The sequence below is a fragment of the Alistipes putredinis DSM 17216 genome, assembly GCF_000154465.1.
In the GTDB taxonomy this organism is placed as follows: domain Bacteria; phylum Bacteroidota; class Bacteroidia; order Bacteroidales; family Rikenellaceae; genus Alistipes; species Alistipes putredinis.
Genome location: NZ_DS499579.1, coordinates 429,180 through 454,267, shown reverse-complemented (window position 1 = coordinate 454,267; position 25,088 = coordinate 429,180). Strand labels below are relative to the sequence as shown.

The 25,088-nt window shown below is 57.2% G+C and carries 21 protein-coding genes and 1 other RNA gene; 12 read left to right on the top strand and 10 right to left on the bottom strand.

The window, feature by feature from the left end; translation table 11 throughout:
• Positions 1-55: 55 nt before the first annotated feature.
• The 5 genes from ALIPUT_RS07890 to ALIPUT_RS07870 form a co-directional block, all read right to left on the bottom strand.
• Entirely contained in the window at positions 56-943 is an 888-nt protein-coding gene (locus ALIPUT_RS07890; RefSeq protein ID WP_004329338.1) for a LysR family transcriptional regulator, read from the bottom strand.
• A 6-nt stretch (positions 944-949) separates the two neighbouring features.
• The gene (locus tag ALIPUT_RS07885) at positions 950-1,978 is read right to left on the bottom strand and encodes a DHH family phosphoesterase (RefSeq protein ID WP_004329337.1); all 1,029 of its coding nucleotides are present in this window, start codon (positions 1,976-1,978) and stop codon (positions 950-952) included.
• A gap of 95 nt (positions 1,979-2,073) precedes the next feature.
• On the bottom strand, positions 2,074-3,609 hold the full coding sequence (locus ALIPUT_RS07880) for a S41 family peptidase (protein WP_050751500.1): 1,536 nt from the start codon (positions 3,607-3,609) through the stop codon (positions 2,074-2,076).
• Positions 3,610-3,611: 2 nt separating this feature from the next.
• Positions 3,612-4,268 carry an endonuclease III gene (nth, locus tag ALIPUT_RS07875; RefSeq protein WP_004329335.1) on the bottom strand — a complete coding sequence of 219 codons (657 nt, stop codon included), beginning with the start codon at positions 4,266-4,268 and terminating at the stop codon, positions 3,612-3,614.
• Between the two features lie 40 nt (positions 4,269-4,308).
• Complete coding sequence (locus ALIPUT_RS07870) at positions 4,309-6,750, bottom strand: ATP-dependent helicase (protein WP_004329334.1); 2,442 nt, start codon at positions 6,748-6,750, stop codon at positions 4,309-4,311.
• A gap of 287 nt (positions 6,751-7,037) precedes the next feature.
• Between ALIPUT_RS07870 and ALIPUT_RS07865 the strand changes: the two genes are divergently transcribed.
• Genes ALIPUT_RS07865 through ALIPUT_RS07840 form a run of 6 tightly spaced genes read left to right on the top strand, consistent with a single transcriptional unit; the run spans position 7,038 to position 12,960 of the window.
• On the top strand, positions 7,038-8,036 hold the full coding sequence (locus ALIPUT_RS07865) for an AAA family ATPase (protein ID WP_004329333.1): 999 nt from the start codon (positions 7,038-7,040) through the stop codon (positions 8,034-8,036).
• Positions 8,037-8,050: 14 nt separating this feature from the next.
• Positions 8,051-8,935, top strand: a complete 885-nt coding sequence (locus tag ALIPUT_RS07860; protein WP_004329332.1) for a DUF58 domain-containing protein — start codon at positions 8,051-8,053, stop codon at positions 8,933-8,935.
• Positions 8,932-10,083, top strand: coding sequence for a hypothetical protein (locus ALIPUT_RS07855; protein WP_004329331.1), 1,152 nt, complete (start codon positions 8,932-8,934; stop codon positions 10,081-10,083). The genes ALIPUT_RS07860 and ALIPUT_RS07855 overlap by 4 nt, the downstream gene beginning before the upstream one ends.
• Positions 10,084-10,096: 13 nt before the next feature.
• The gene (locus ALIPUT_RS07850; RefSeq protein ID WP_004329330.1) at positions 10,097-10,918 is read left to right on the top strand and encodes a tetratricopeptide repeat protein; all 822 of its coding nucleotides are present in this window, start codon (positions 10,097-10,099) and stop codon (positions 10,916-10,918) included.
• Positions 10,919-10,939: 21 nt separating this feature from the next.
• Positions 10,940-11,926 (top strand): vWA domain-containing protein, encoded by a 987-nt coding sequence (locus ALIPUT_RS07845; RefSeq protein ID WP_004329329.1) that lies wholly within the window; start codon positions 10,940-10,942, stop codon positions 11,924-11,926.
• Positions 11,926-12,960 carry a VWA domain-containing protein gene (locus tag ALIPUT_RS07840; protein WP_004329328.1) on the top strand — a complete coding sequence of 345 codons (1,035 nt, stop codon included), beginning with the start codon at positions 11,926-11,928 and terminating at the stop codon, positions 12,958-12,960. Before ALIPUT_RS07845 ends, ALIPUT_RS07840 begins: the two co-directional genes overlap by 1 nt.
• Positions 12,961-13,044: 84 nt before the next feature.
• Here the strand turns inward: ALIPUT_RS07840 and ALIPUT_RS07835 are convergent, their stop codons facing one another.
• The 3 genes from ALIPUT_RS07835 to ALIPUT_RS12795 all read right to left on the bottom strand — a co-directional run bounded on the left by ALIPUT_RS07835 (position 13,045) and on the right by ALIPUT_RS12795 (position 15,053).
• Positions 13,045-13,392 carry a hypothetical protein gene (locus ALIPUT_RS07835; RefSeq protein ID WP_004329327.1) on the bottom strand — a complete coding sequence of 116 codons (348 nt, stop codon included), beginning with the start codon at positions 13,390-13,392 and terminating at the stop codon, positions 13,045-13,047.
• Positions 13,382-14,080, bottom strand: a complete 699-nt coding sequence (locus ALIPUT_RS07830; RefSeq protein ID WP_004329326.1) for a hypothetical protein — start codon at positions 14,078-14,080, stop codon at positions 13,382-13,384. The genes ALIPUT_RS07835 and ALIPUT_RS07830 overlap by 11 nt, the downstream gene beginning before the upstream one ends.
• A 76-nt stretch (positions 14,081-14,156) precedes the next feature.
• Positions 14,157-15,053, bottom strand: a complete 897-nt coding sequence (locus ALIPUT_RS12795) for a hypothetical protein (RefSeq protein WP_195403220.1) — start codon at positions 15,051-15,053, stop codon at positions 14,157-14,159.
• 9 nt (positions 15,054-15,062) lie between these two features.
• Between ALIPUT_RS12795 and rnpB the strand changes: the two genes are divergently transcribed.
• The 6 genes from rnpB (at position 15,063) to ALIPUT_RS07805 (ending at position 22,768) form a co-directional block, all read left to right on the top strand.
• Positions 15,063-15,417: RNase P RNA component class A (gene rnpB / locus ALIPUT_RS12135), an RNA gene on the top strand.
• Positions 15,418-15,919: 502 nt separating this feature from the next.
• Entirely contained in the window at positions 15,920-16,294 is a 375-nt protein-coding gene (locus ALIPUT_RS07825) for a (2Fe-2S) ferredoxin domain-containing protein (protein ID WP_004329323.1), read from the top strand.
• 111 nt (positions 16,295-16,405) lie between these two features.
• Positions 16,406-18,196 carry an NADH-quinone oxidoreductase subunit NuoF gene (locus ALIPUT_RS07820; RefSeq protein ID WP_004329322.1) on the top strand — a complete coding sequence of 597 codons (1,791 nt, stop codon included), beginning with the start codon at positions 16,406-16,408 and terminating at the stop codon, positions 18,194-18,196.
• A 23-nt stretch (positions 18,197-18,219) separates the two neighbouring features.
• A complete protein-coding gene (locus ALIPUT_RS07815) occupies positions 18,220-19,989 on the top strand; it encodes an NADH-dependent [FeFe] hydrogenase, group A6 (protein ID WP_004329321.1) in 1,770 nt (589 codons plus the stop codon).
• Between the two features lie 6 nt (positions 19,990-19,995).
• Positions 19,996-20,490: an NADH-quinone oxidoreductase subunit NuoE family protein gene (locus ALIPUT_RS07810; RefSeq protein ID WP_004329320.1), complete on the top strand. Its 495-nt coding sequence runs from the start codon at positions 19,996-19,998 to the stop codon at positions 20,488-20,490.
• A gap of 325 nt (positions 20,491-20,815) precedes the next feature.
• Positions 20,816-22,768, top strand: a complete 1,953-nt coding sequence (locus ALIPUT_RS07805; protein ID WP_004329318.1) for a DEAD/DEAH box helicase — start codon at positions 20,816-20,818, stop codon at positions 22,766-22,768.
• Between the two features lie 3 nt (positions 22,769-22,771).
• Here the strand turns inward: ALIPUT_RS07805 and ALIPUT_RS07800 are convergent, their stop codons facing one another.
• Together ALIPUT_RS07800 and ALIPUT_RS07795 are read right to left on the bottom strand one after the other, a co-directional pair.
• Positions 22,772-23,941: a hybrid sensor histidine kinase/response regulator gene (locus ALIPUT_RS07800; RefSeq protein ID WP_004329317.1), complete on the bottom strand. Its 1,170-nt coding sequence runs from the start codon at positions 23,939-23,941 to the stop codon at positions 22,772-22,774.
• A 190-nt stretch (positions 23,942-24,131) separates the two neighbouring features.
• Positions 24,132-24,500 carry a response regulator gene (locus tag ALIPUT_RS07795; protein ID WP_004329316.1) on the bottom strand — a complete coding sequence of 123 codons (369 nt, stop codon included), beginning with the start codon at positions 24,498-24,500 and terminating at the stop codon, positions 24,132-24,134.
• Positions 24,501-25,088: the final 588 nt, after the last annotated feature.

Sequence of the window (25,088 nt, the reverse complement as noted above, 5' to 3'; positions counted from 1 at the left end):
GGCGATCCCACAGCCGAAAACGGCCTGCAAAATATCGCAGAAGCGCCGCGAAGGATCAGGCCGTATGGCGGGCGAACTCCACGAAACGTGCGGCCAAGGCATCGCTGCGTCCTTCGGGCCAGCAGAACGAAAACTCCCGCCGGATCGTACAGCCCTCGATGTCGATGATGCGGAGCTCGCCGCTGCGCAGCTCATCGACGATCGACGCCACCGACACGATGGCCATGGCGTCGCTGTTGCGCACGAAACTCTTGATGCTCTCGGTACTGCCCAGTTGCATCACTACACGCAACGAAGCGAGTCGTACATCCGCCGCCGCGAGGTATTTCGAAATCACTTCGAGGGTTCCCGAACCGCTTTCGCGCAACACCAGGGGCACCGTCTGCAACTCCGCGAGCGTAACCTGGTCGCAGCGGCCGTACCAGCCTTTCGTGGAAGCGATCAGCACCAGTTCGTCGGGAATAAACGGTTCGTAATGGAACCCCGGATGCCGGGCGCTGCTTTCGACCAGCCCCAAATCGGTATCGTGACGTGCGAGGGCCGCCTCGACCTGCTCGCTGTTGCCCGACACGAGCGAAACCTTCACCTCGGGAAACCGGGCCGTAAAACGGGCCAGCACCTGCGGCAGAACATACTGGGCGATGGTCGTACTGGCTCCCACCTTCAGTTCGCCGCCCAGCCGGTCGGTGAAAAGATCCATCTCGTACTGCAGACGGCGGTAGCCGTCGGCAATGCGTTCGGCATGCTCCAGCATGACACGCCCGGCTTCGGTCAGCGCCAGACGGCTGCCGCTGCGCTCGAAAAGCTGTACCTTATAGCGGGATTCGAGTTCGCCGATATGCTTGCTCACAGCGGGCTGCGAAATGTAAAGCTGCTCGGCGCATTTGGTGAAATTGAGGGTTTTGGCCGCCGTAATGAAAACCCGCAAGCGGAAATCGTCCATAGCGACCTAATCCAAACCGCCCTGGGCGGCAAACTCGGCTACGGATCGTTTGAAATGCTCGATGGTTTCCCGCATCGTCATAAAAGACTTGCCTCCGGCCGCATTGCGATGGCCGCCGCCGTTGAAATACTTGCGGGCGAAAAGATCCACGTCCACCCCGCCCCGCGAACGAAGCGACACCCGGATAAACTTATGCGTGGCAACGAAGATCGCCGACAGCTTCATCGACTTGATCGTCAGGGGATAATTCACGAACCCCTCGCTGTCGCCGGGCTGGAACTGAAACCGGCGCATCTCGCTCTCCAGAAGCGACATATAAGCGACCGTACCGTTGTGGATCACCTCCATCTTGCGGTTGATCGCATAGCCGAACAGCCGGGCACGGCCCTCGGTGAAGGCGTTATAGACATTGTTGTGGATCGTGGGAATGTCGATGCCCGTTTCGACCAGCACCGCAACGGCCCGGTACAACTCCGGCGTAAGGAACGAAAACGAGAAGTTCCCCGTATCGGTCATCATACCCACGTATAACGACTCGGCCATACTCCGCGTAATCGCCTGCGTGCCCAGCATCTTTTCGAGGATCCGATAGATCAGGAAAGAGGTGCTCGACGAACCGGTACAGGAAAACATCAGATCGAAACCGGGTCCCGGCGACAGATGGTGGTCGATCAGGATTCGCCTGGCCGTCGTATTGGATTCGATCACCTCGCTCAACCCCTCCAGACGGGATACGGCGTTGAAGTCCAGGAAAAAGATCAGGTCCGACTCCTCCACCGCACGGCGGGCGACTCCCGCTTCGTCCGTCTTGAAAAGCACCAGGTTCTCGATACCCGTCATCCAGTCCAAAAAATAGGGGTATTTGTTGGGCACGATACAAGTGACGCGATGCCCCATCTCCAGCAACGCCTCGCGCCACGCCAGCGAAGAGCCCACGGCATCCCCGTCGGGATTCGTGTGCGACACGATCACGATATTCTGCGCAGGCCGGGCAAGCAATTCGCGCAGCCGTTCTATATCTTCTTGAGAAACCATTATTGATGCAAAGATACGATTTTATCCGTTAAATATCAAATCCGCACCCGTTCCGGGGCGTTTCTCCGTTCCGAAACCGATCGTGGAGCGGATGTTCAATCTTTCCGGACAGCGTCCGGCGGCAGCAGGATCATACCCTCCGGCCGGCAGGATATTTCGGGCAAAGAGAGGCCTTCGACCAACCGCACGCCCGGTCTCCTCTGCGCTGCGGACTCGGAAGAGCGGACGGATTGCCCGGTGATGCTCGTCACCGCATACTCGAGACAGGGGTCGTCCAAACTGCCGAACTCCTCGTATCCGTTGTTCCAATCTCCCTTCAAAGCATCCGGCGCAAGACCGTTCGGGTCCACCGTTTCGAGCCGGGCGTTATATCCCTGGAAAGAGACCGGCATGAAGAGGTATTCGTACGCTCCATCCTCCAGATAGACACCCTCCATCCCCACATTTTTGCCGTTGGTCTTCTGCCCGACCAGCACCACTTCGAGTCCGATTCCCCGCAAAGCATTGACAACGGCTTCGCTCGCCGAAGCCGTACCGGAAGAGACGATGACATACAGCCGAGGAAGATCCAGCGCATACCCACGCAGGTCGGCTCCCCGGTAATCGCCGTAGATGAACTCCTCGTAAAAACGCTCTTTCGACTCGTCGTAAGCCTGCCCGGTCTCCGCCGCCGTCATTTCAGGGTATTCCATTCGCGCATCGTTATAACGGTAATACTGGAACACCTGCCCTTCGCACCGAGCACCGGCGATGCAGGAGGCGAGCATCCGGGAAGACATCACATATCCTCCACCGTTCAGGCGCAGGTCGAGGATCAAGTCGTTGATGCCCGCATCCTTGAACGCTTGTAGCGCATCCAGCAATTCGCCGTCGAAAGCCGCATCGAAACTGGCGTACACCAAGTAGCCGATCTTGTGCTCCCCGTATTCGAGCACGTCGCGGTACAGCACCGGATTTTCGTATATCAACTCCGCCGTCAGCTTATGCTCCGACACGCCGAAACCGCCCTGATTATCCGCCACGGAGAGCGTCGCGGCGCCGTTCGGTGCGAGCAGTTTGGAATAGACCGTATTCAAGTTCCCGGCAGTGATCCACTGTCCATCGACCTGGTTGATGATCGTTCCGCGCCCGAGACCCGCCCTCGCCATCGGAGAGTCGGGGTACACGGCCATAACGGCAAAACCGTACTGCCCCGTTTCCGCACCGCCATTATCGGTATATGAGATAATCGCCAGAGAAACGATGCCGAACCCGTAAACGGGCTCCTTCGGGAACTGACTGTCGATATCCGCAGACAAGGCTACCCGGCTCACCGGAGAGAGGCGCTGGATGTTGGAATAGAGCTGCCACCTTCCGTTACGGAATTTCTTGTCCAGGTCGTTGGTTTTCATACGCATGAGCACGTCGCCGAGAAACTCGTCGTAAGGCAGGCCGAAATCGGGCGAAAGAGTCGCATACTCCTCGTTCCACAAGTAGTTGCGCCGCAGGATCCCGTCCATATCGTGATTCACCTCCGGCTCCCCGTTGTAACCGCCGCCTCCGCCGCCGGTCGCATCCTTGGTACACGAGACGGCCGCAACTACTGCGGCAAACACTCCGCAAGCGAGAATCGCATGGTAAAATCTCTTCATAATCATTCGGTTTTAGATCGTTTATTGTCTTCGGCATATTTGCGGCACCAGGTCGAAACCCCGCACTCGGCGCATTTCGGCGCCCGGGCCGTGCAGACATAGCGTCCGTGCAGAATCAGCCAGTGGTGAGCCGTCGGCAGCAGGTGGGAAGGGATGTATTTTTCGAGGGTCAGCTCGGTCTGCAGGGGCGTTTTCGACCGGTTCGTGAGTCCGATACGGTTCGAAACCCGAAATACGTGGGTATCGACGGGCATCACCTCCTTCTGCCAGATCACGGCGCCCACGACATTGGCCGTCTTGCGTCCCACGCCGGGCAGACGTTGCAGCTCCTTCAGATCGCTCGGTACTTCGCCGCCGAACTCCTCGCAGAGCATGCGGGCCATGCCCGCCAGGTTTTTCGCCTTGTTGTTGGGATAGGAGATGCTCTTGATGTAGGGATAGATCTGCTCGGGAGTCGCGGCAGCCATAGCCTGCGGTGTAGGGAAAGCCTCGAACAGGGCCGGCGTAGTCATATTGACCCGCTTGTCCGTGCACTGGGCCGACAGGATCACGGCCACCAGCAACTCATACGGCGAGCCGTACGCAAGCTCGCTCTCGGCGACGGGCATGTGCTCCTCGAACCACGCGATCACCCCCGCATAACGCTCCTTCAAAGTCATTGTCTTCCTGTTTTAAGCCGGAATCCTTCCGGCGGATTTCCTATAATTTGGTCAGTTTGGCGAATTTGGCCAGCAGGGTTTTCTCCCCGTATCCGGAAAATTCGACCACCAGCTTGTGATCCGACGCCAGGGTTTCGATGCGGCGGATGACCCCCGCGCCGAACTTCAGGTGCGACACCCGGTCGCCGACCGCATAATCGCCGCACGATACGGGCGCAGCTCCCTCGACCAGCGACGACTCGCCCTGACGGACACCCACGCTGCGCATCCCGGCCGTCGAACGGGTCGGCTGGACAACAACGGGACGCTGCGCCTCCGATTTTACCCCGGCGGACGAACCTCCGCCGAAACGCGCCCCGGCCTGCGAACCACCCGCCGCAGGCTTCTGCTGGTAGCGGTAGTCGAAACGGCGGCGCAGCTCGTCGAGCGCCGAGGAGCCCTCTCCCCGCCCGGCCGAGCGGCGGACGGGTTCCCGCTCCTCCTGCATCGCATCCGTTTCCAGGTAACGGCTGTCGATCTCGCGCAGAAAGCAGCTCGGACGCGAGAACTCCATATTGCCCCACTTGAAACGCATCTCGGCATAGGAGAGCGTAGCCAACTCCTTGGCCCGGGTCAGCGCCACGTAAAAGAGCCGCCGCTCCTCCTCGAAACCGTCGGGCGACTCCACGGCCCGCTGCGACGGGAAGAGGTTCTCTTCCAATCCGACGATATACACGAATTTGTATTCCAGCCCTTTGGCCGAATGTACGGTCATCAACGTCACCTTGTTGCGGTCCTGGGGATCATCCTTGTCCATATCGGTCATCAGCATCACCCCCTGCAGCCACTCCTCGATCGTAGCCCGCTCCTCTTGCTGACGTTCCCCGGCCCGGATCTCGGCCTCGCGCTGCTCGTTGAAGAGCTGCATCGAGTTGAGCAGCTCCTCGATATTGTCCAGCGCACTGGTCGCCTCAGGGGTGTTCTCGGCCCGGTAAGCGCCGATGATACCCGAACGGGTCGCAATTTCGAGTCCCAGGTCGTACAGCCCCTTTTCGGCCCGGGCCAACGACAGCCCCCGGACGAGGGCCACGAACTCGGCCACTTTGCGGACGATGGTCTTCTGCACGGGATCCGTCACCGGCTCGGCCGTCAGCGCATCCACCGCTTCCCACATCGACAGATTACGAGCTTTGGCCAGCAAAGCGATCCGCTCTACGGTCGTATCGCCGATACCCCGGGCAGGGTAATTGACGATCCGCTTGAAGGCCTCGTCGTCGCGGGGGTTGATAACCAGCCGGATATAGGCCAGCAGATCCTTGATCTCCTTGTGGTCGTAGAACGAATTGCCCTTGTAAATACGATAAGGTATTCCTTTGCGGCGCAGCGCGTCTTCGAGCGCCTGGGACTGGTTGTTGGTGCGGTACAGAATCGCTGCCTCGGCCCACTCATCGCCCGCAGCCCGCACCTTGTCGCGCAGGTCGCTGACCACCATTTCGGCCTCCTCGCGGTCGGTATAGGCTCGGAGCACGCGGATCTTTTCGCCCATATCCCCTTCCGAAAAGCACTTCTTCTCCATGCGTTTCGAATTGCGTTCGATCACCGAATTGGCCGCCTCGACGATCGTGCGCGTCGAGCGGTAATTCTGCTCCAGCTTGAAGATCATCGCGTTGGGGAAATCCTTCTTGAACGAAAGGATGTTCTCGATCTTGGCCCCCCGGAACGAATAGATCGACTGGGCGTCGTCGCCCACCACGCAGACCTTCGAATGGAGCTGCGACAGGCGCCGGATGATGACGTACTGGGCATAGTTGGTATCCTGGTACTCATCGACCAGGATGTATTTGAACTGCTCCTGGTAACGGGCCGTCACGTCGGGACAGTCCCGCAGCAGGATGTTGGTCTGCAACAGCAGGTCGTCGAAATCCATCGCCCCGTTCCGCTTGCAGCGGGCGCAATAGATGTTGTAGATGTTGCCGAACTCGGGAATCTGCATCCGCCGGTCTTCGGCTGCGGCACCCGCATTGGCCAGGTAAGCGCCCGGCGTCACCAGGCAGTTCTTGGCGTAGGAGATGCGCGAGGCGAGCATCGCAGGTTTATACTTGGTATCGTCCAGGTTCAACTCCTTGACGATGGTTTTCAGAAGGTTCTTGCAGTCCGACGGCTCGTAAATCGTAAAACTCTGAGGGAAGCCGATCCGTTCGGCGTTGTCGCGCAGAATGCGCGAAAAAACCGAGTGGAAGGTTCCCATGCGGATATAGCGGTGCCGTCCGTCCGGCAGCATCTGGGCGATGCGTTCGCGCATCTGCTCGGCGGCCTTGTTGGTGAAGGTGAGGGCGAGAATGTTGTACGGAGCCACCCCCTGCTCGATCATATAGGCGATGCGCGAAGTAAGAACGCGCGTCTTGCCCGACCCGGCGCCCGCAATGATGAGCGACGGCGAATCGTAGTTCACCACCGCATCCCGCTGGGCCTGATTCAGGCCTTTCAATATTTGAGATTCCATAACGTGCAAATATAGCGATTTCCCGGCAACGACGGAGCGTCCGCAGCCGAATAATACGACGGAGCGCCGCAACCGAAGGCGAACCTGCGGGACCCCCTCCGCCCGATCTTCGCCCCGAAGCGGCGCCCGGGTACGGTTTTTCAACCGGGGCACCGCCCCGCATCAGGGCGAAAAGAGCGGTCGGGATTTTCGATTTTCGAAAAAAATACATATTTTGCAATAATTTTGTAGGGTATGCGTTGCATAAATACCGAAAACAACGAAAAATCGAAAATACACACCGAAAAATGAGTGAAGTCATCAACATCAAGGAACTCAACGAACGGATCGAACGCGAAAGCGTCTTCGTCGATACGCTGCGCAGCGAAATGGGCAAGGTGATTATCGGACAGAATCACCTGATCGACACCCTGCTGATCGGCCTGCTCTCCAACGGGCACATCCTGTTGGAAGGCGTGCCGGGGCTGGCCAAAACGCTGGCCATCACCACGCTGGCCAAGGCGGTCGATGCCGATTTCTCGCGCATTCAGTTCACCCCCGACCTGCTGCCGGCCGACCTGATCGGTACGCTGATCTACTCGCAGAAGAAGGAGGAGTTCCTCGTCCGCAAAGGCCCCGTATTCGCCAACTTCGTCCTCGCGGACGAGATCAACCGCTCGCCGGCCAAGGTGCAGTCGGCTCTGCTCGAAGCCATGCAGGAGCGGCAGGTGACCATCGGCGACGAAACCTATCCGCTGCCCGAGCCCTTCCTGGTGCTGGCGACGCAGAACCCGCTGGAGCAAGAAGGTACTTACCCGCTGCCCGAGGCGCAGGTCGATCGTTTCATGCTGAAAGCCAAGATCTCCTACCCCCAGAAACAGGAGGAGCGCGACATTATGCGTATGAATCTGGCCGGGGAAGGACTCCCGAAGGTCAATAAAGTGACTTCGCCCGAAGACATCGTCAAGGCCCGCCGCGTAGTCGAAGAGGTCTATATGGACGAAAAGATCGAAAAATACATCATCGACATCATCTTCGCTACCCGCGAACCGGCCGAATACAACCTCGAAAAACTGCAGCCCCTGATCGCTTACGGCGGCTCGCCCCGTGCGTCGATCTCGCTGGCCAAGGCTGCCCGGGCCTACGCCTTCATCCGCCGCCGGGGTTACGTGATTCCGGAGGACGTGCGGGCCGTCTGCCACGACGTACTGTGTCACCGCATCGGACTCACCTACGAAGCCGAGGCCGAGAACATCACCACAGAGCAGATCATCACCGACATCCTGAACAACGTAATCGTACCCTAATTGAAAATGCAATAATGCAGGAGACCGAAAACGATATCCTGAAACGAGTCCGCAAGATCGAGATCAAAACCCGGGGGCTTTCCAACGAAATCTTCGCCGGAAAGTATCACACGGCCTTCCGGGGACGCGGCATGTCGTTTTCCGAAGTGCGCGAATACCGCGCCGGCGACGACGTGCGCGACATCGACTGGAACGTCACGGCCCGCTCGCGCACGCCCCACATCAAGGTCTACGAAGAGGAGCGCGAGCTGACGATGATGCTCCTGGTGGATGTCAGCGGCTCCCGGATGTTCGGCACCACGGACCGCCTGAAGAAAAACCTGCAAACCGAAATCGCCGCCGTGCTGGCCTTCTCGGCCTCGGAGAACAACGACAAGGTGGGCTGCATCTTCTTCTCCGACCGGATCGAGAAATTCATCCCCCCGAAAAAGGGGCGCAGCCATATCCTGGCCATCATCCGCGAACTGGTCGGCTTCGAGCCGCAATCGCGGGGGACCCGTATTTCGGAAGCGCTGCGTTTCCTGACCAACGTCACCAAAAAACACTGCACGGCCTTCCTGCTCTCGGACTTTCTCGATCCCGGCAAGGACCGTACGGCGCTCGAGGACGCGCTCAAGATCGCTTCCGGAAAACACGACCTGGTGGGAATCCGCGTCAGCGACCCCCGCGAAGCCGAACTGCCCGACGTAGGGATCGTCGAAATGAAAGACGCCGAAACGGGCCGAAAAGCGTGGGTGGACACCTCCTCGGCCCGGGTGCGGGAGCACTACGCCCGCGTCTGGCAGGAGCGGAGCGCCGCCATCCTCTCGGCGCTCAAACACCACCGCATCGACACGGCCGAGGTATCGACCGACGGGGATTACGTCGTGGAACTCATCAAACTATTCAAACAGCGATGAAGTCGATCCCAAATAACCCGGCATCAACCTGCTCTCCGTTCGCACGCAACGGCGGTATTCAACCGTCCGCCGCCGCAGAGCGGCAAAATGCCGCGCAAACACCTCCTTCGGAAGCGGTGCCCGTCGGCCTGCGGTCTTCGGGTCGTCCGAAAGCCGGTCGGACATCCATCACGAAAAGAGTAAAAACAGCTCTGGCGACAGCTCTTCTGACGGGGCTGACGACCGTTCTGTACGCCGCACCGCCGACGATCACCGCCCGCGTCGAACCCGACAGCATCGGAATCGGCGACCGCTTCGACGTGGTGATCGACGTCGATCGTGATTTGGTGCAGGTCGTGGAATTTCCCACCTTCAACCCGCCTCCGCAGAGCGGACTGGAGGTCGTCGAATCGCATCCGGTGGACACCCTCCGGCGCGACGGACGTCACCTGAGCCTGCGCAAACGCTACACGCTGGCGGCGTTCGAGGAGGGCAACCTCGGCCTGGGACGCGCACAAGTGCTCTATCTGGACAAGAACATCACCGACACGCTCTATACCGCCGACACCCTGCGGCTGCAGGTGGGAACCTTTCAGATCGACTCCACGTCGCACACGATCTACGACATCAAAGCCCAGCGCACGCTGCCCTTCCGCTACGGCGAAATCAGCGGCTACGTCCTCTGGAGCCTGCTGGGTTTGATCGTCCTGGGCGGCGCGATCTACGCAGGCCGCCGCCTGATGGCCCGCTACGCCCGCAAGGTACGCGACATCTTCCGTCCCGCACCGCCCCTGCCGCCCCACATCGCGGCCATCCAAGCGCTCGAAACGCTCCACAACCAGAAACTCTGGCAGAGCGGACGCCACAAACAGTATTACTCGGGCCTGACGGACATCCTGCGCACTTATCTGGCCGGACGATACGGCTTCGGCGCGATGGAGATGACCTCTGACGAAATTCTCGCGGCAGTCCGCCGTTACGACCTGCCGCAGAAATGCGTCATGGACCTGCAGGCGATCCTCCGGGACGCCGACCTGGCGAAATTCGCCAAAGCCCAGTCCGAAGGGACGACCAACGAAGACAACTACCTGAACGCCTACTATTTCGTCGAGGAGACCAAGCCTGCGGAAATCGCGGAGGAGGGCACCGAACAGGACGACACCCAATAGCATCCGACACGCCATGCCAAACAGAATCCTACTGATATTCATCACCCTGTTGCTCGGAATCGGCAGCGCCTCGGCCCAGAAATACCCCGAGCGCAGCCTCGTGCGCAAGGGCAACCGGGATTTCGCGAAGGAGCGGTACGACCGCAACATCGAACGCTACACGCAGGCGCTCGAAGCGGCCCCCGAAAACTTCGAGGCCGCCTACAACCTGGGGGGCGCCCTCTACCGTACCGAAAAATACGAGGAGGCGGCCAAGATGCTCGAACGCATCGCCGCAGACTCCACCCGCACCGACCAGGAACGGGCCGAGGCTTTCTACAACCTCGGCAACGCCCAATTCAAACAGGAAAAATACCCGGAAGCGCTCGAAAGCTACAAGAACTCCCTGCGGATGAATCCTGCCGACCAGGAGGCCAAGTACAACTACGCCTACACCAAGCGACTGCTGCAAAAACAGCAGAACGAGGATCAAAACAAAGATCAGAACAAGGACCAGCAGAACAGCGGCGGTCAGGATCAGAATCAAGACAAAAACAAGGATAATAATTCGGACAAAGACCGGCAGCAGGACAAGGGCGGCGAGCAACAGGATCAACAAGACCGGCAGAACGGTCAGAATGATCCCGACAAGAACGGACAAAATCCCGACGAACAGCCGCAGGATTCCGACAAGCCGGACAGCGACGACCGGCAGCCCGGCCAACCCCGCGAAAACGGCATCTCCCCGGAAGAACAGGAACGGATGCTGGATGCGATCCAGACCCAGGAGGACAAGACCCAGGAGAAACTCAAGGAGAAAGCCGGGGTCGTGGTACGCGGCAATAAAAACTGGTAACGAATCAATTCTGAAACGGCTATGCAATTCGCCTCTCCATACTTTTTGTGGCTGCTCGCGGTCATTCCGCTCATGGTGGTCTATTACGTCTGGCGGACCCGTCAGGGCGGCGCTTCGATCCAAGTATCGACCATCGACGGTGTCGCCGAAGCACCGCGCACCGTACGTTATTACCTGCGGCATCTGCCTTTCGCGCTGCGCTGCGCGGCCGTCGCGCTCCTCATCGTAGCGCTGGCCCGCCCCCAATCGGTCGATGAAGGCTCGACGAGCAACACCGAAGGCATCGACATCGTGCTGGCGATCGATATTTCGACCTCGATGCTGGCCCAGGACCTCCAGCCCGACCGCATCCAGGCAGCCAAGCAGGTCGCCGGCAACTTCATCACCGACCGCCCCGGAGACCGCATCGGACTGGTGGCCTTCGCGGGCGAAGCCTTCACCCAAAGCCCGCTGACGACCGATCAGGGAACGCTGCAAACCCTGCTGGGACGCCTGCGCAGCGGCGTGGTGGAGGACGGCACGGCCATCGGCAACGGACTGGCGACGGCAATCAACCGCCTGCGCGAGAGCAACGCCAAGAGCAAGGTCATCATCCTGCTGACCGACGGAGAGAACAACCGGGGCGAAATCGCTCCCCTCACGGCTGCGGAGATCGCCCGTGACCAGGGCATCCGCGTCTATACGATCGGTGTCGGCACACGCGGCACGGCCCCCTATCCGACGGTGGACTTCTTCGGGAACCCGACCGTCGTGCAGGCCAAGGTGCAGATCGACGAAAAGATACTCGGCGAGATCGCCGATCTCACGGGCGGCCGTTACTTCCGCGCCACGGACAACGCCAAACTACAGTCCATCTACGACGAAATCAACCAGCTCGAAAAGAGCAAGGTCGAAATATCGCAATACACCACCTACACCGAGGAGTACCTCCGCTGGGCAGCGGCGGCTCTGGCCCTGCTGCTCGTGGAATTTCTGTTGCGTACCCTCTGGTTAAAATCCCTGCCGTAATGTTCAGATTCGCATATCCCGAATACCTCTGGCTGCTGTGGCTCCTCCCGTTGCTCGTCGCCGTATGGACGGCCGCCGGACAGCTCGCACGCCGGCGCCTCAGCCGTTTCGGCCGGCTCGAAACCATCCGTCCGCTCATGCCCGACGCTTCTACGGGGCGCCGGCGTCTGAAATTCATCCTGTACCTCACGGCATTCGCCCTGCTCACCCTGGCGCTCGCACGGCCGCAGCTGGGTTCGAAACTCCGCGAGGTGGAGAGCCGGGGTATCGAGATGATGCTCGTGGTCGATGTTTCGAACTCGATGCTCGCCGAGGATTTCCAGCCCAACCGCCTCGAACGCACCAAATACGCCATCGACAAGCTCTTCGACGGACTCAAGCAGGATCGCGTGGGACTGGTCGTCTTCGCGGGCGACGCCGTAGTGCAACTGCCGATCACCTCGGACTACCGCATGGCCAAAGCCTTTGCCCGCAGAATATCCCCTTCGATGGTTTCGGTGCAGGGCACCGACATCGGTCAGGCCCTCTCGCTGGCCACCATGTCCTTTTCGGAAAAGGGAGATAACCCCGCAGGACGCGTCATCGTGCTCATCACCGACGGCGAAGGGCACGACTCCGGCGCCATCGAAGCGGCCGAACGGGCCGCCGAACAGGGCATCCGCATCTTCACCATCGGCATCGGCACGCCGGAAGGCGCTCCGATCCAGATCGGCGGCGAGTTCATCAAGGACGACAAGGGAGAGATGGTCGTATCGAAACTGGGCGAACCCCTGCTCGAAAAGATCGCACAGGCGACCGACGGAGCCTACATCCGCTCGACCAACCAGTCGATCGGGCTGGACGAAATCGTACGCACGATCAACAATATGGAAAAAGGCGACCTGGCGGCCCTCCGCTTCGAGGAGTTCAACGAACAGTTCCAATACCTGATCGGAGCGGCCCTCGTCCTGCTCTTGCTGGAGTTCCTGCTGCTCGACCGCCGCAACCCGCTGCTCCGGCGTTTCAACATTTTCGGTACGGACACCGAAAAATAAAAAACAGCGATTCACCTCTGACGCCGAATCGCCGGGCCTTTTGCAGGTTCCGGCGACTCGGCGTTAGAGAAACAACGGGGCGTATCACCCCGCGATCGGATGGCTCTGCGCTATCTCCCAATGATTAGCGGCCAACAGCACCATCATCACGGCAACGAAAAGCAACAACCAGTCCACCTCCCGGTTGCGGTATATTCGGGCCAGGAACAACCCCAAGGTCCCGAGTGCAAGCAAACCGTCACCACACATCGCTACCCAAACCGATACTTCCCAAGAGATGACCTGGGAAACAAGCAGCTCGATTCCGATCACAACCGCCAAAGCCCACAGCAGCCTCTCGGAAGTGAATATCCGCCCGGGAACCGGATCGCATCGCACGATCCGACAGCGGTCTCCCAGAAAATGTCTCCAATTCGAATCTCTATTTTGCATACTTCACACAAATATCAAAAGTTCGGGCAGCACCATCCATGCAACTCTTCAAAGCAACGGTATTTCCAACGAGGGATACCGCAGCAGCCGGTGCAGCGCTTCCTCCGGATAAGACCGAAACGGCAGTCACCACAGCCATAGTTATATGATAATCCCTTTTACAGCGTTTTATATCACTATTATATTGATCGTAACATTGATCAACTCCCCCTCGGCTTTCAAATTCCACCAAAGAATTTTGTACCAATGGATAAACAACAGCTATTGCAACCTGTTCATTCGGCAACAAAATAGTGTTTGCAAGAATTTGATTTAAATCATCATCAAATTCTTCATCAACCAGCCAACGATAAATAATTTGGTAAAAACCAGAAGTAGCATTTTCTTCAATCCAATTCAAATAATCATAAAAATCTGGTTCATAATCAGAACGAGTATAAATATCTCCACAATAATCAAAATTATTTTGAAAATCATATCGAGTAGACAACTCTTTTAACCAATTATCTAAAATTACAGCATCTTCTTCAGACAGATACCCTCCAACTTTTGATTGAGACAATACAAAATCACTTAAGCGACCAACCTCCTGCAAAAAATTATCTTTCTTTTCTGTACCATTTTGGACATCTGCAACTTGACATGATGATAATATCAAAATAGATATCAAATACATATATTTTCTCATAGAATCAATCTTTATATATAAAACATATTAAATGAATATGTATAAATCCTATTATTTTATGCCATTCACCGCTTGATTAACTACTTATATTATCTATGGTATCAGATGATGGCAAGTCACTATTGACACCGTTACGATAATCATTATTCAGAACTTTTACTATACTTATAAATAAACTTCGCATTTTTCGTCCTAATAGCGGTGACCCGACATATACAACCTCGTTATTTGAATCCAACAAAAAGGCATTATATTCCTTATTTATAGGTAAAAGATTATTTTCTTCAAACTCCCCCTCCTTATCGCATAATACAGGAAATATAAAATGCTCTGAATTTAAACTATGAAAAAACAAAGAGTCGTATCTATTCGCCTTAATAATAAAGACTATTTCAAGTGAGGGTCCCACTAATTCTACACTATCTATTATTTTCCCCCAATGATGCAAGCCTTTTAATGAACATGGCGCACATGTTCCACTACTATAATATACAACAAGTTTAGGTGCTAAATTTTCTATGTTTATTACCGTATCACGACCTTCTATTTTCCATGTCGCATGACCAGGTAAAATAAGATTTTGGCCATAAATATCTCTTAAATTTTTTGTTTTTCTATTTTTCAAATCACATGAAAAACCAACAAAAAGCAATAAAAATACAACTAATATATTCCTTATCATCTTCCAATCTACTTGATTTATACAAAATAACCCAATACAATTATAATAATTTTCACATAAACAAACAATAAATACATTATTTTTTATTATAAAATAATTACAATCTGAAGGAAAACCTCTTTCCCGCACGACAAGCCGCAACCTGCACCAAATCGGATAGCCTTGTCGCCGGCAGCCGATCAAAAGCGGCAGACGTATTCCCTGCAAAATTTTCCCTTGTCCCGACTGCGTCCCGAATATTTTCGCGTGATAAAACATGAATAAATTTACTTTTATCCCCGACTTATTCATACCTTTGCCCCGCAGGTCCGCTCCATCGCCGCCTGGCAACAGGGGGAGGAAAGTCCGGGCAACGCAGAGCGCCACGCAAGCTAACGGCTTGATATCCGTGAGGGTATAGCAAGTGTAACAGAAAATAACCGCCCCGCAGGGGTAAGGGTGAAAAGGCGGGGTAAGAGCCCACCGCGAAGGTAGCGATACGCTTCGGACAGTACATCTCGTGGGTTGCAAGACCATGTATACCGGCAATCAAGGGTTGCTCGTCCAATGCCGGGGGGTAGGTTGCTTGAGGCGCCGGGAGACCGGCGTCCTAGATAAATGATGGGGACTCCGGGCAACCGGAGCACAGAACCCGGCTTACAGGGCCTGCAAAATCGAAAGGCTGCCCGTCAATGGGCAGCCTTTTTCGCAATCACTCTCCCGCGACAATCCTCCACGATAAAAAAGATACGCAAGCCGCCATACTCGTCCGGGGGCGCACTCGGCTTTCACCGCAACGGCCCGACGATGCGCGGCCGGGCACTCGACTGCTGCCGCAACCGGGGCCGAGCCGGTACAAATCCCGGAACCCCGGAACGCCCATCAGAAACAGGGACGGCGGCATTGCGGACCGGACAAGCCATAACGCTATACTTTTTCCCGGCAGCGACCTTCATCGACCACCCGGCTGTTTCCGGGACACCCCGCACCCCGCTCCAGCGGTTCTCTGGGACCGCTTTTTTATTCCGCCCCTTTTTTCCGGCCGTTTTTATTGTTATTTTGATAACAAATGATTATATTTAACCACCCGATCCCGAAAGAAGCTCCGTTTCCGGGATATTTTTCGGCAGGCAGGAGCGAACAAACCTGAAAAATCAAACTCTAAACGACCGGAAAACATGGCAAAAATAAACACTCCGGAGGAATTGCGCCTCATGCGCGAAAAACTGCGTGCCGACCTCGAGATCCGGGAAAACAGCAACACACCCGATGAGCTGCCCCAGATCCGGGTTTCGATGGACGAATGCGGCATCGCCGCCGGAGCCAAAGCGGTCCTCGCAACATTCGTCGAAGAACTGGCCGCCCGTCGCATCCGGGGCATCGTAACCCAGACCGGCTGCGCCGGACACTGCAAGGACGAACCCACCGTCGAAATCACGCTGCCGGGCCGCAGGCCGGTTCTTTACGGCCATGTCACTGCCGAGCGCGTCGCGGAGCTCGTCGAGCGGCAAATCGTCCGGGGCGAAACGGCCGAAGGCCTGATCGAAGCATAAACTGCGTCCGGCAATCCGAGAATTTTCGGAAAGAGGCGACAGGTCCGACCGTCGAGCCGGGCATCTGAAACGAAGGAAAACGATCCGAATCTTTAACAAGCATCCAACCCGATGGCAAAAATCAATAACTACATCCTGGTATGCGGCGGCACGGGATGCCGGGCATCGCGGAGCGAGGAGATCATCGCGGCCCTGCGCCGGGCGCTCGACCGAACGGGAGAGTCCGAGCGCACACGGGTGATCCGCACCGGCTGCTTCGGCTTCTGCGAGCAGGGGCCGATCGTCAAGATGATCCCCGACAACACCTTCTACGTCTCGGTCAAACCCGAAGACGCCGAAGAGATCGTCCGGGAGCATGTCGTCAAAGGCCGCAAGGTAGAGCGGCTGCTCTACACGGCCCCCGACACGGGGCAGCACGTACCCGACAGCAAGCACATGAAGTTCTACAAGCCGCAGCTGCGCATCGCCCTGCGGAACTGCGGGTTCATCGACCCCGAGAACATCGGCGAATACATCGCCCGCGACGGCTACGCAGCCCTGGCCAAAGTGCTCGGCATGCAGCCCGACCACGTGTTGCAGGAGATCATCGACTCCGGCCTGCGGGGGCGCGGCGGAGGCGGTTTCCCCACCGGCCTGAAGTGGAAGATCACGCGCGATGCGAAAGCCGACCGCAAATACGTGGTCTGCAACGCCGACGAAGGGGATCCGGGCGCATTCATGGACCGTTCGATCCTCGAAGGCGATCCCCACTCGATCCTCGAAGCGATGGCCATCAACGGCTACTGCACGGGCGCCTCGCACGGACTGATCTACATCCGCGCCGAATACCCGCTGGCCATCGAACGGCTCAGGCGAGCCATCGAACAGGCGCGGGAATACGGGCTGCTGGGCAACGACATCCTGGGCTCGGGCTTCTCGTTCGACATCGAGCTGCGCTACGGCGCGGGCGCCTTCGTCTGCGGCGAGGAGACGGCGCTGATTCATTCGATGGAAGGCAGACGCGGCGAACCGACCGTGAAACCCCCGTACCCGAGCGAATCGGGCTACAAGGGCTACCCGACCAATGTGAACAACGTCGAAACCTACGCCAATATTCCGCCCATCCTCCTGCGGGGCGCCGAATGGTTCTCCTCGATCGGCACCGAAAAGAGCAAGGGCACCAAAGTCTTCGCCCTGGCGGGCAAGGTCAATAACGTCGGCCTGATCGAGGTGCCGATGGGCACCACGCTGCGCGAAGTGATCTTCGAAATCGGCGGCGGCATCAAGAACGGCAAGAAGTTCAAGGCCGTGCAGACGGGCGGCCCGTCGGGCGGCTGCCTCACGGAGAAGCACCTCGACACCCCGATCGACTACGACAACCTGCTGGCAAGCGGATCGATGATGGGTTCGGGCGGCATGATCGTCATGGACGAAGACGACTGCATGGTGTCGGTGGCCAAATTCTACCTCGAATTCACCGTCGATGAGTCGTGCGGCAAGTGCACGCCCTGCCGCATCGGAAACAAACGCCTGCTGGAGATTCTCGACCGGATCACCAGGGGACTGGGCAGGGACGAAGACCTCGACGAATTGCAGAACCTCGCCCGCGTAATCCGCGACTCGTCGCTCTGCGCCCTGGGGCAGACGGCCCCCAATCCAGTGCTTTCGACCCTGGAAAACTTCTGGGACGAATACGTGGCCCACGTGCGGGACCACCACTGTACGGCCCACCGCTGCCGCGACCTGATGAGTTTCGTGATCGACCCCAAGGTTTGCAAAGGTTGCTCCCTCTGCGCTCGCATGTGTCCGCCGGGAGCCATCAGCGGCATCCCCAAACAACCCTACGCCATCGACCAGGCCCGCTGCATCAAGTGCGGCACCTGCCTCGAAAAATGCAAGTTCGGCGCAATCAGCATCCGCTAACCACTCCTCCAAGACAAATCCGCATGGAAACGATAAAACTAACCATCGACAACCGAACCGCAGAGGTCGCCCCGGGCACCAACCTGGTCGAAGCGGCCGCTTCGGTCGGCATCAAAATTCCGACGCTCTGCTACCTCAACCTGCACGAGCTGGGCTGCAAGAACGACCCCGGTGTCTGCCGCATCTGCGTCGTAGAGGTCGAAGGACGCAAAAACCTGGCTCCGGCCTGCAAAACCGTCTGCACGGAAGGGATGGTCGTCCGCACCCACACACCCCGCGTCATCAACGCCCGGCAAACCATTCTGGAGCTGATCCTCTCGGACCACCCCAACGAATGCCTCACCTGCTCGAAGAACGGCTATTGCAGCCTGCAAACCATGGCCAAAGACCTCGGCATCCGCGAGGCCAAGTACAAGGGAGAAACCACCAAGCCGATGATGGACCTCTCGCCGTCGGTGGTGCGCAACATGGAAAAGTGCATCCTCTGCCGCCGCTGCGAAACGGTCTGCAACCAAGTCCAGACCGTCGGCGCCCTGTCGGTCGTAGGCCGGGGATTCACTTCGGTCCTCTGCACGGCCTTCAACGATCCGATCCTAACGACCAACTGCGTCAATTGCGGCCAATGCGTAGCCGTCTGTCCGACCAGCGCCCTCTCGGAGAACAGCAACATCCGGGAGGTGATGCAGGCGCTCGCCGATCCCGGCAAGACGGTCGTGGTGCAGACCGCCCCCGCCGTGCGCGTGGCCCTCGGCCAGGATTTCGGACTGGAAGGCCGGAGCGTCACGGGCAAGATGACCACAGCGCTGCGTCGGTTGGGCTTCGACTACGTTTTCGACACCGACTTCGCCGCCGACCTGACGATCATGGAGGAGGGCACCGAACTGCTCCAGCGCCTGAACAAGTATCTCGCGGGCGACCGGACGGTCAAAATCCCCCTGATGACCTCCTGCTGTCCGGGCTGGGTGTCGTTCATGGAGAAGCATTTCCCCGAACTGGGCGAGAACCTCTCGACGGCCAAGTCGCCGCAACAGATGTTCGGCGCGATCGCCAAAAACTACCTGGCGCCCAAGCTGGGCATCGACCGCCGGAATTTCATCGTCGTATCGGTCATGCCCTGCGTGGCGAAGAAATCGGAAGCCGCACGCCCCGAATTCGGCAAAGACGGCGATCCGGACGTGAACATTTCGATCACCACGCGCGAACTGGCCCACATGATCCGCTTCGCCAACATGAACTTCGACGAACTGGAGGAGAGCGATTTCGACCGTCCGCTGGGCGAATCGACCGGTGCAGGCGTCATCTTCGGCACCACAGGCGGCGTGATCGAGGCAGCCGTGCGTACGGCATACGAAATACAAACGAAAAAAACGCTTCCGAAACTCGACTTCACCGAACTGCGCGGACTGGCGGGAATCCGTTCGGCGACGATCGACTTCGACGGCGTACCCGTCAAAATCGGCATCGCACACGGGCTGGGTAACGCCCGCAGGCTGGTCGAAGAGATCCGCGCCGGCCGATCGCCCTACCACGCCATCGAAATCATGGCCTGTCCCGGCGGCTGCATCAACGGCGGCGGGCAACCCTATCACCGGGGCAACGAAGAGCTTCTGAAACGGCGTGCCGAGGCCCTCTACGCCGAAGACGCCGCCAAACCGCTGCGCAAGTCGCACGAGAATCCCGACATTCAGGCACTCTACGAAGAGTTCCTCGGCGAACCCTGCGGACCGCTTTCGCACGAACTGCTCCACACCCGTTATTACGACCGCAAACCGGTCGTGGAACCCAAGAAATAAGACGTTATGGAAAAAATATGCCTCTCCCAACGGAGAATCGACGAGATAAAGAACGTCTGCCGAAAGTACGGCAACGACCCGGGCGAACTGATCAACATCCTGCACGGCGTGCAGGACACGCTGGGCTATCTGCCCAAAGAGGTACAGGAGCTCATCGCCCTGGAGTTGGGCATCTCGGCCGCACGGGTTTACGGCGTGGTGTCGTTCTATTCGTTCTTCACGATGAAGCCCAAAGGCAAATACCCGATTTCGGTCTGCATGGGCACGGCCTGCTATGTCCGGGGCGGCGAGAAGGTGCTCGACGAATTCAGACGCCAGCTCGGCATCGAAGTCGGCGGCACGACCCCCGACGGGCTCTTCTCGCTCGATTCGCTGCGGTGCGTGGGTGCCTGCGGACTCGCTCCGGTCGTGATGATCGGCCCCCGGGTCTATGGACGGCTCAAGGTGACCGATGTCAAAGGTATCCTCGACGAAATCCAGGCCCTCGAAAAAGAGATCTGACGACGCGGTATTACGTTAAATAAAAGAGACCGGGCCTGCACAGAAATACAGGCCCGGTTCGTTCCCTCCGGAACAAAAGCCGCCTCGCCGACAATCGGTTCCACCAGTCCGAACGAAGGCCCCCGCAACGATCCGCAGAGCCTGGATGATCGAAAACAGGCATTTTTCCCGCCATAAAATGCACCGGAAACCCCTCCCCGACATCTGCAAGCCAACAGGGGCTATGCTCGAACCCGAAAAAACACGTACCCCGTCACAAAAGATTTCGCGGAAAAGTCGTCAAACCGGATAATTTGGCGTACCTTTGCCCGACAAATCATCATAAATGAATCAATTAGAAGAATTTAAGGCTTTAGGACTGTCCGACGATATACTTACTGCCATTGCCAAAAAAGGGTTCGAAACCCCCTCGGCCATTCAGAGCCTCACCATTCCCCACCTGCTCACCACCGACAAAGACATCATCGCACAAGCACAGACCGGCACGGGTAAAACCGCCGCTTTCGGCCTGCCGATTATCCAGATGCTGACTTCCCGACGGAATATTCCGCAGGCCATCGTCCTCGTTCCGACCCGCGAACTGGCCCTGCAGGTGACGCAGGAACTCATTTCGTTCAATACCCACGACCTTTCGATCGCCCCGATCTACGGCGGCGCCTCGATGACCGAACAGCTGCGGCGCTTGAAAAAAGGCATCGACATCGTCGTCGGCACGCCGGGCCGCATCCTCGACCACATCCGCCGGGGCACGCTCGACCTCTCGGCGATCGCCTACCTGGTGCTCGACGAGGCGGACGAAATGCTCAACATGGGTTTCATCGAGGATATCGAAGAGATCATGCACGCCATGACCGGCCCCAAACGGGTGCTACTCTTCTCGGCCACGATGCCCGACCGCATCGCGGCGCTGGCCCGCAACTACATGCACGAACCCGACCTCCTGAAGGTCGAATCGCAGCACGTCACGACCGACCTGACGAACCAGATCTATTTCGAGGTGCGCGAAGGCGACAAATTCGACGCCCTGACCCGCATCATCGACGTCGAACCTGAGTTCTACGGCATCGTCTTCTCCCGCACCCGAACGGGCGCGGACGATATCGTGGCCAAACTCCTGGAACGCGGCTATGCGGCCGAAGTCCTTCACGGCGACATTTCGCAGGCCCAGCGCGAGAAGATCCTGGGCAAATTCAAGAAAAAACAGGTCAATATCCTGGTGGCTACGGACGTGGCGGCCCGGGGCATCGACGTAAGCAACCTCACGCACGTAATCAACTACTCGCTGCCGCAGGATTCCGACAGCTATGTCCACCGCATCGGACGCACGGGCCGCGCCGGTAACCAGGGAACGGCCATCACCTTCATCTCGCCCTCCGAGATGCGCAAATTCGGGTTCCTGAAGCGGACGATCAAGGCCGACATCAAGCTGGAACAGCTCCCCACGCCGGCCGACATCATCGCCACCAAGCGCAACAAGATCAAGGAAGATCTGGACGCCATCGTCGAGAGCGAAAGTTACGGCGAATGTACGGGGATGGCCGCCGAACTACTGGAGAGTTATCCGCCCGAAGTGGCCTTGAGCGCCCTGCTGCGCCTGGCCTTCAAGAACGAGCTGAGCGAGAGCAGCTACCCCGAAATCCGCTCGATCGACGTCGATCGCAAGGGCAAGGCCCGGATTTTCCTCGCCTTCGGTGCCCGCGACGGCTACGACACCCGCAAAACGGTCCGGCTCCTCAAACAGGAGTGCGGACTCTCCGACCACGACATCGACGACGTACGGGTCATGGAGGACTTCTCGTTCGCAACGGTTCCCTTCGACCAAGCCGAAAAAGTCGTCAGGACTTTGAATAAGCTCTCGCACGGACGTCCCATCGCGGAAATATCGAAAGACAGCCCTTCGGCCCGCACATCCGGCGGAAGACAATCCCACCGCCGCAGGGAGTCCGACACCCGATCCGGACGCAAAACCGGCCGGAAACCCGAAAGCCGGGAATCCTATCGCCAAGACTCCTCCGTGCAGGAGGCTTTCGGTGCGCCCGACGATCGGAACGGACATCGGAAATCCGTCCGCAGCCCAAAAACGTCCGGCACGAAAGCCGGGAAGAAACCCGCAACAACCGTCAAAGCGAGCAGCAAAACGTACACACCGGAGAAAACCGCTGCGAAGAGAGCTTCCGAACTCCCCGAAAACTGGTTCGAAGAGTGGTTCGGCCAGCGACAACCCGCCCGCAACAAAAAAGGGCCGAACCGGACCCCGAAGCGAAAAAACAGAGATTAAACATCAAACCGGCTCCCCGGCCGAGGCGGGTCGTTCGTCCGCAGGAGATTTGGCGATCGTGAAGCTGAAGGTCGCCCCTTCGCCATAGACCGACTCCACGGTCATCTCGCCGCCGTTGCGATGCACCAGGTCCAGGCAAAGCTGCAACCCCAGTCCCGACCCCTCCTCTTTTCCGGTCCCGTAAGTGGTGAAATACATCGCAGGATCGAGCACTTTATTCAGGTCTTCGGGCTTGATGCCGACTCCGAAATCACGCACCCGGACAACGGCGTGGGTCGGGGTTTCGGCCGTGGAAACGATAATCTTCCCTCCTCCTTCCGGGCTGTATTTGATCGCATTGCTCAACAAGTTGCGGACGATCGTCTTGACCATATCGACATCGCACCGCACGTGAATCGGCGCGGGAATGTCGTATTCGACGACAATTCCTTTGGTCCGGGCCACCGACTCCGAAATTTTCGAGGAAAAGAGTACGACTTCGGCCAGATCGACATCCTGATACACCGTATGCATCCTCCCGGTCTGACACTTCGTCCACTTGAGCAGGTTGTCGAGCAGCGAAAAGGTGTCTTCGGCAATGTCGTTGCCCATGCGAAGCATATCGAGGTTCCCGGCTCCGACCCGCTCCGCATCCAGGCTGTCGAGCAGGGTGTTGAACAGCATCTTGAGGCTTCCGATCGGAGAGCGCAGGTCGTGGGCGATCACCGAATACATCTTGTCGCGGCTGGCCAGGGTCTCCTGCAGCTCCTCGTTCTGCCGCACGATGACGCGCTGCGCCTCTGCAATAAACATATGATGCGCCACCCGCGTAATCAGCTCCTCGTGATTGAAAGGCTTCGACACGTAATCGCTGGCCCCCATCTTGAACCCTTTGACAATGTTTTCCGAATCGTGGAGCGCCGAGAGAAAAATCACGGGAATCCGGCAGAATCGCTCGTCGGCCTTGAGCCGCTCGATCACCTCATAACCGTTCATGTCCGGCATCATGATATCCAGCAGAATCAGATCCGGAGATTCGCTTTCGACCTTCTCGAGCGCTTCGCGGCCACCTGTCGCAGTCACGATCCTGTATCCCGCCTTTCCAAGTATGGTTTTCAGCAACAGGACGTTGGTCGCAATATCATCGACGACAAGAATCTTATAATTTTCAGGATTGACCGAGAGATTTTCCATAAAACAGACCTTGTGACACACAAGCGAGGTAGATAACCGCTAACAGATTTCATCGGAGTACGAAGAAATTTTCCGAAACGGCAACCGTATCGAAGGCAAGGAACGACAGCCGACTATGGCCGAAAAACAGCGCGTATCCCGACGCGGAACCGAATTTACACGGACGATCTGCACCCGATTCGGAGGCGATTCACTTCAAGAACTTTTCGATGCGGACCTTCAGTTCCATCGGGTTGAAGGGTTTGACGATATAGTCTTCAGCTCCGTCCTGCAACAACTGAATACGCTCCGAAGTACTGTCTTCGCTCGATAACATAACCATCCGGATATGCCGGAACCGCTCGTCACTCTTGACGGCATGGAGAAATTCATCTCCCCGCATGTCGGGCATACGGATATCCGAAATAATCAGATCGGGCAAATCTCCGGCCTCCATCTGCTCGAGTACAGGCTTCGGACTGTCGAAATAGCGACAGTCGTAGTCCCGCCCCAGGCAGGCCATGATGATTTTGCCGATCATGTCCTTGTCATCGACAACGAATATCTTTTGCTTGTCCATATTTTCAACACTTTAATACGTCTGAAGAACACAAATTTCGTACAAATAGTCACTTTTTTGTCACAATCGAAATAATTGTGTCTAAAATCGGTTCCAAATGTATAAAGAATATACACAAAAACGACAAAAATTTGTCGTTTTCATAGCTGTTTCCTCCGAATACCGGTGCATACAACCGCAAAATAACCGTCTGAAAATCATATATCCTTGTATGAAAGTCGGATCGCTGCATATGGGACTAACCGACAAAACGGTCCTGCTCAGCCTATGCTGCCCGGTAAAAAATAAACTGCAACAAAGAGAGAGTAGTAGAATGGATACGGAGGAATCAATGGGAAATCATAATTTTCATCCATAACCTCATAACCGGCTAATCGAAAACGACCGGCAACCATTCCTCGAAAAAAATACATATTATATTTATACCAAACGAAAACCGCATTGCAGCTATCTGCAACGCGGTTTCTGTGAGGTCTGAAGCGAACGCCATAAATTTGAATCGAATTTTACCGATTTTAATTTTATCTTATCTACATATCAATATTTTACATCCATTTTTCATCAACTGCGAGGTCTGGAAGTTTTCGA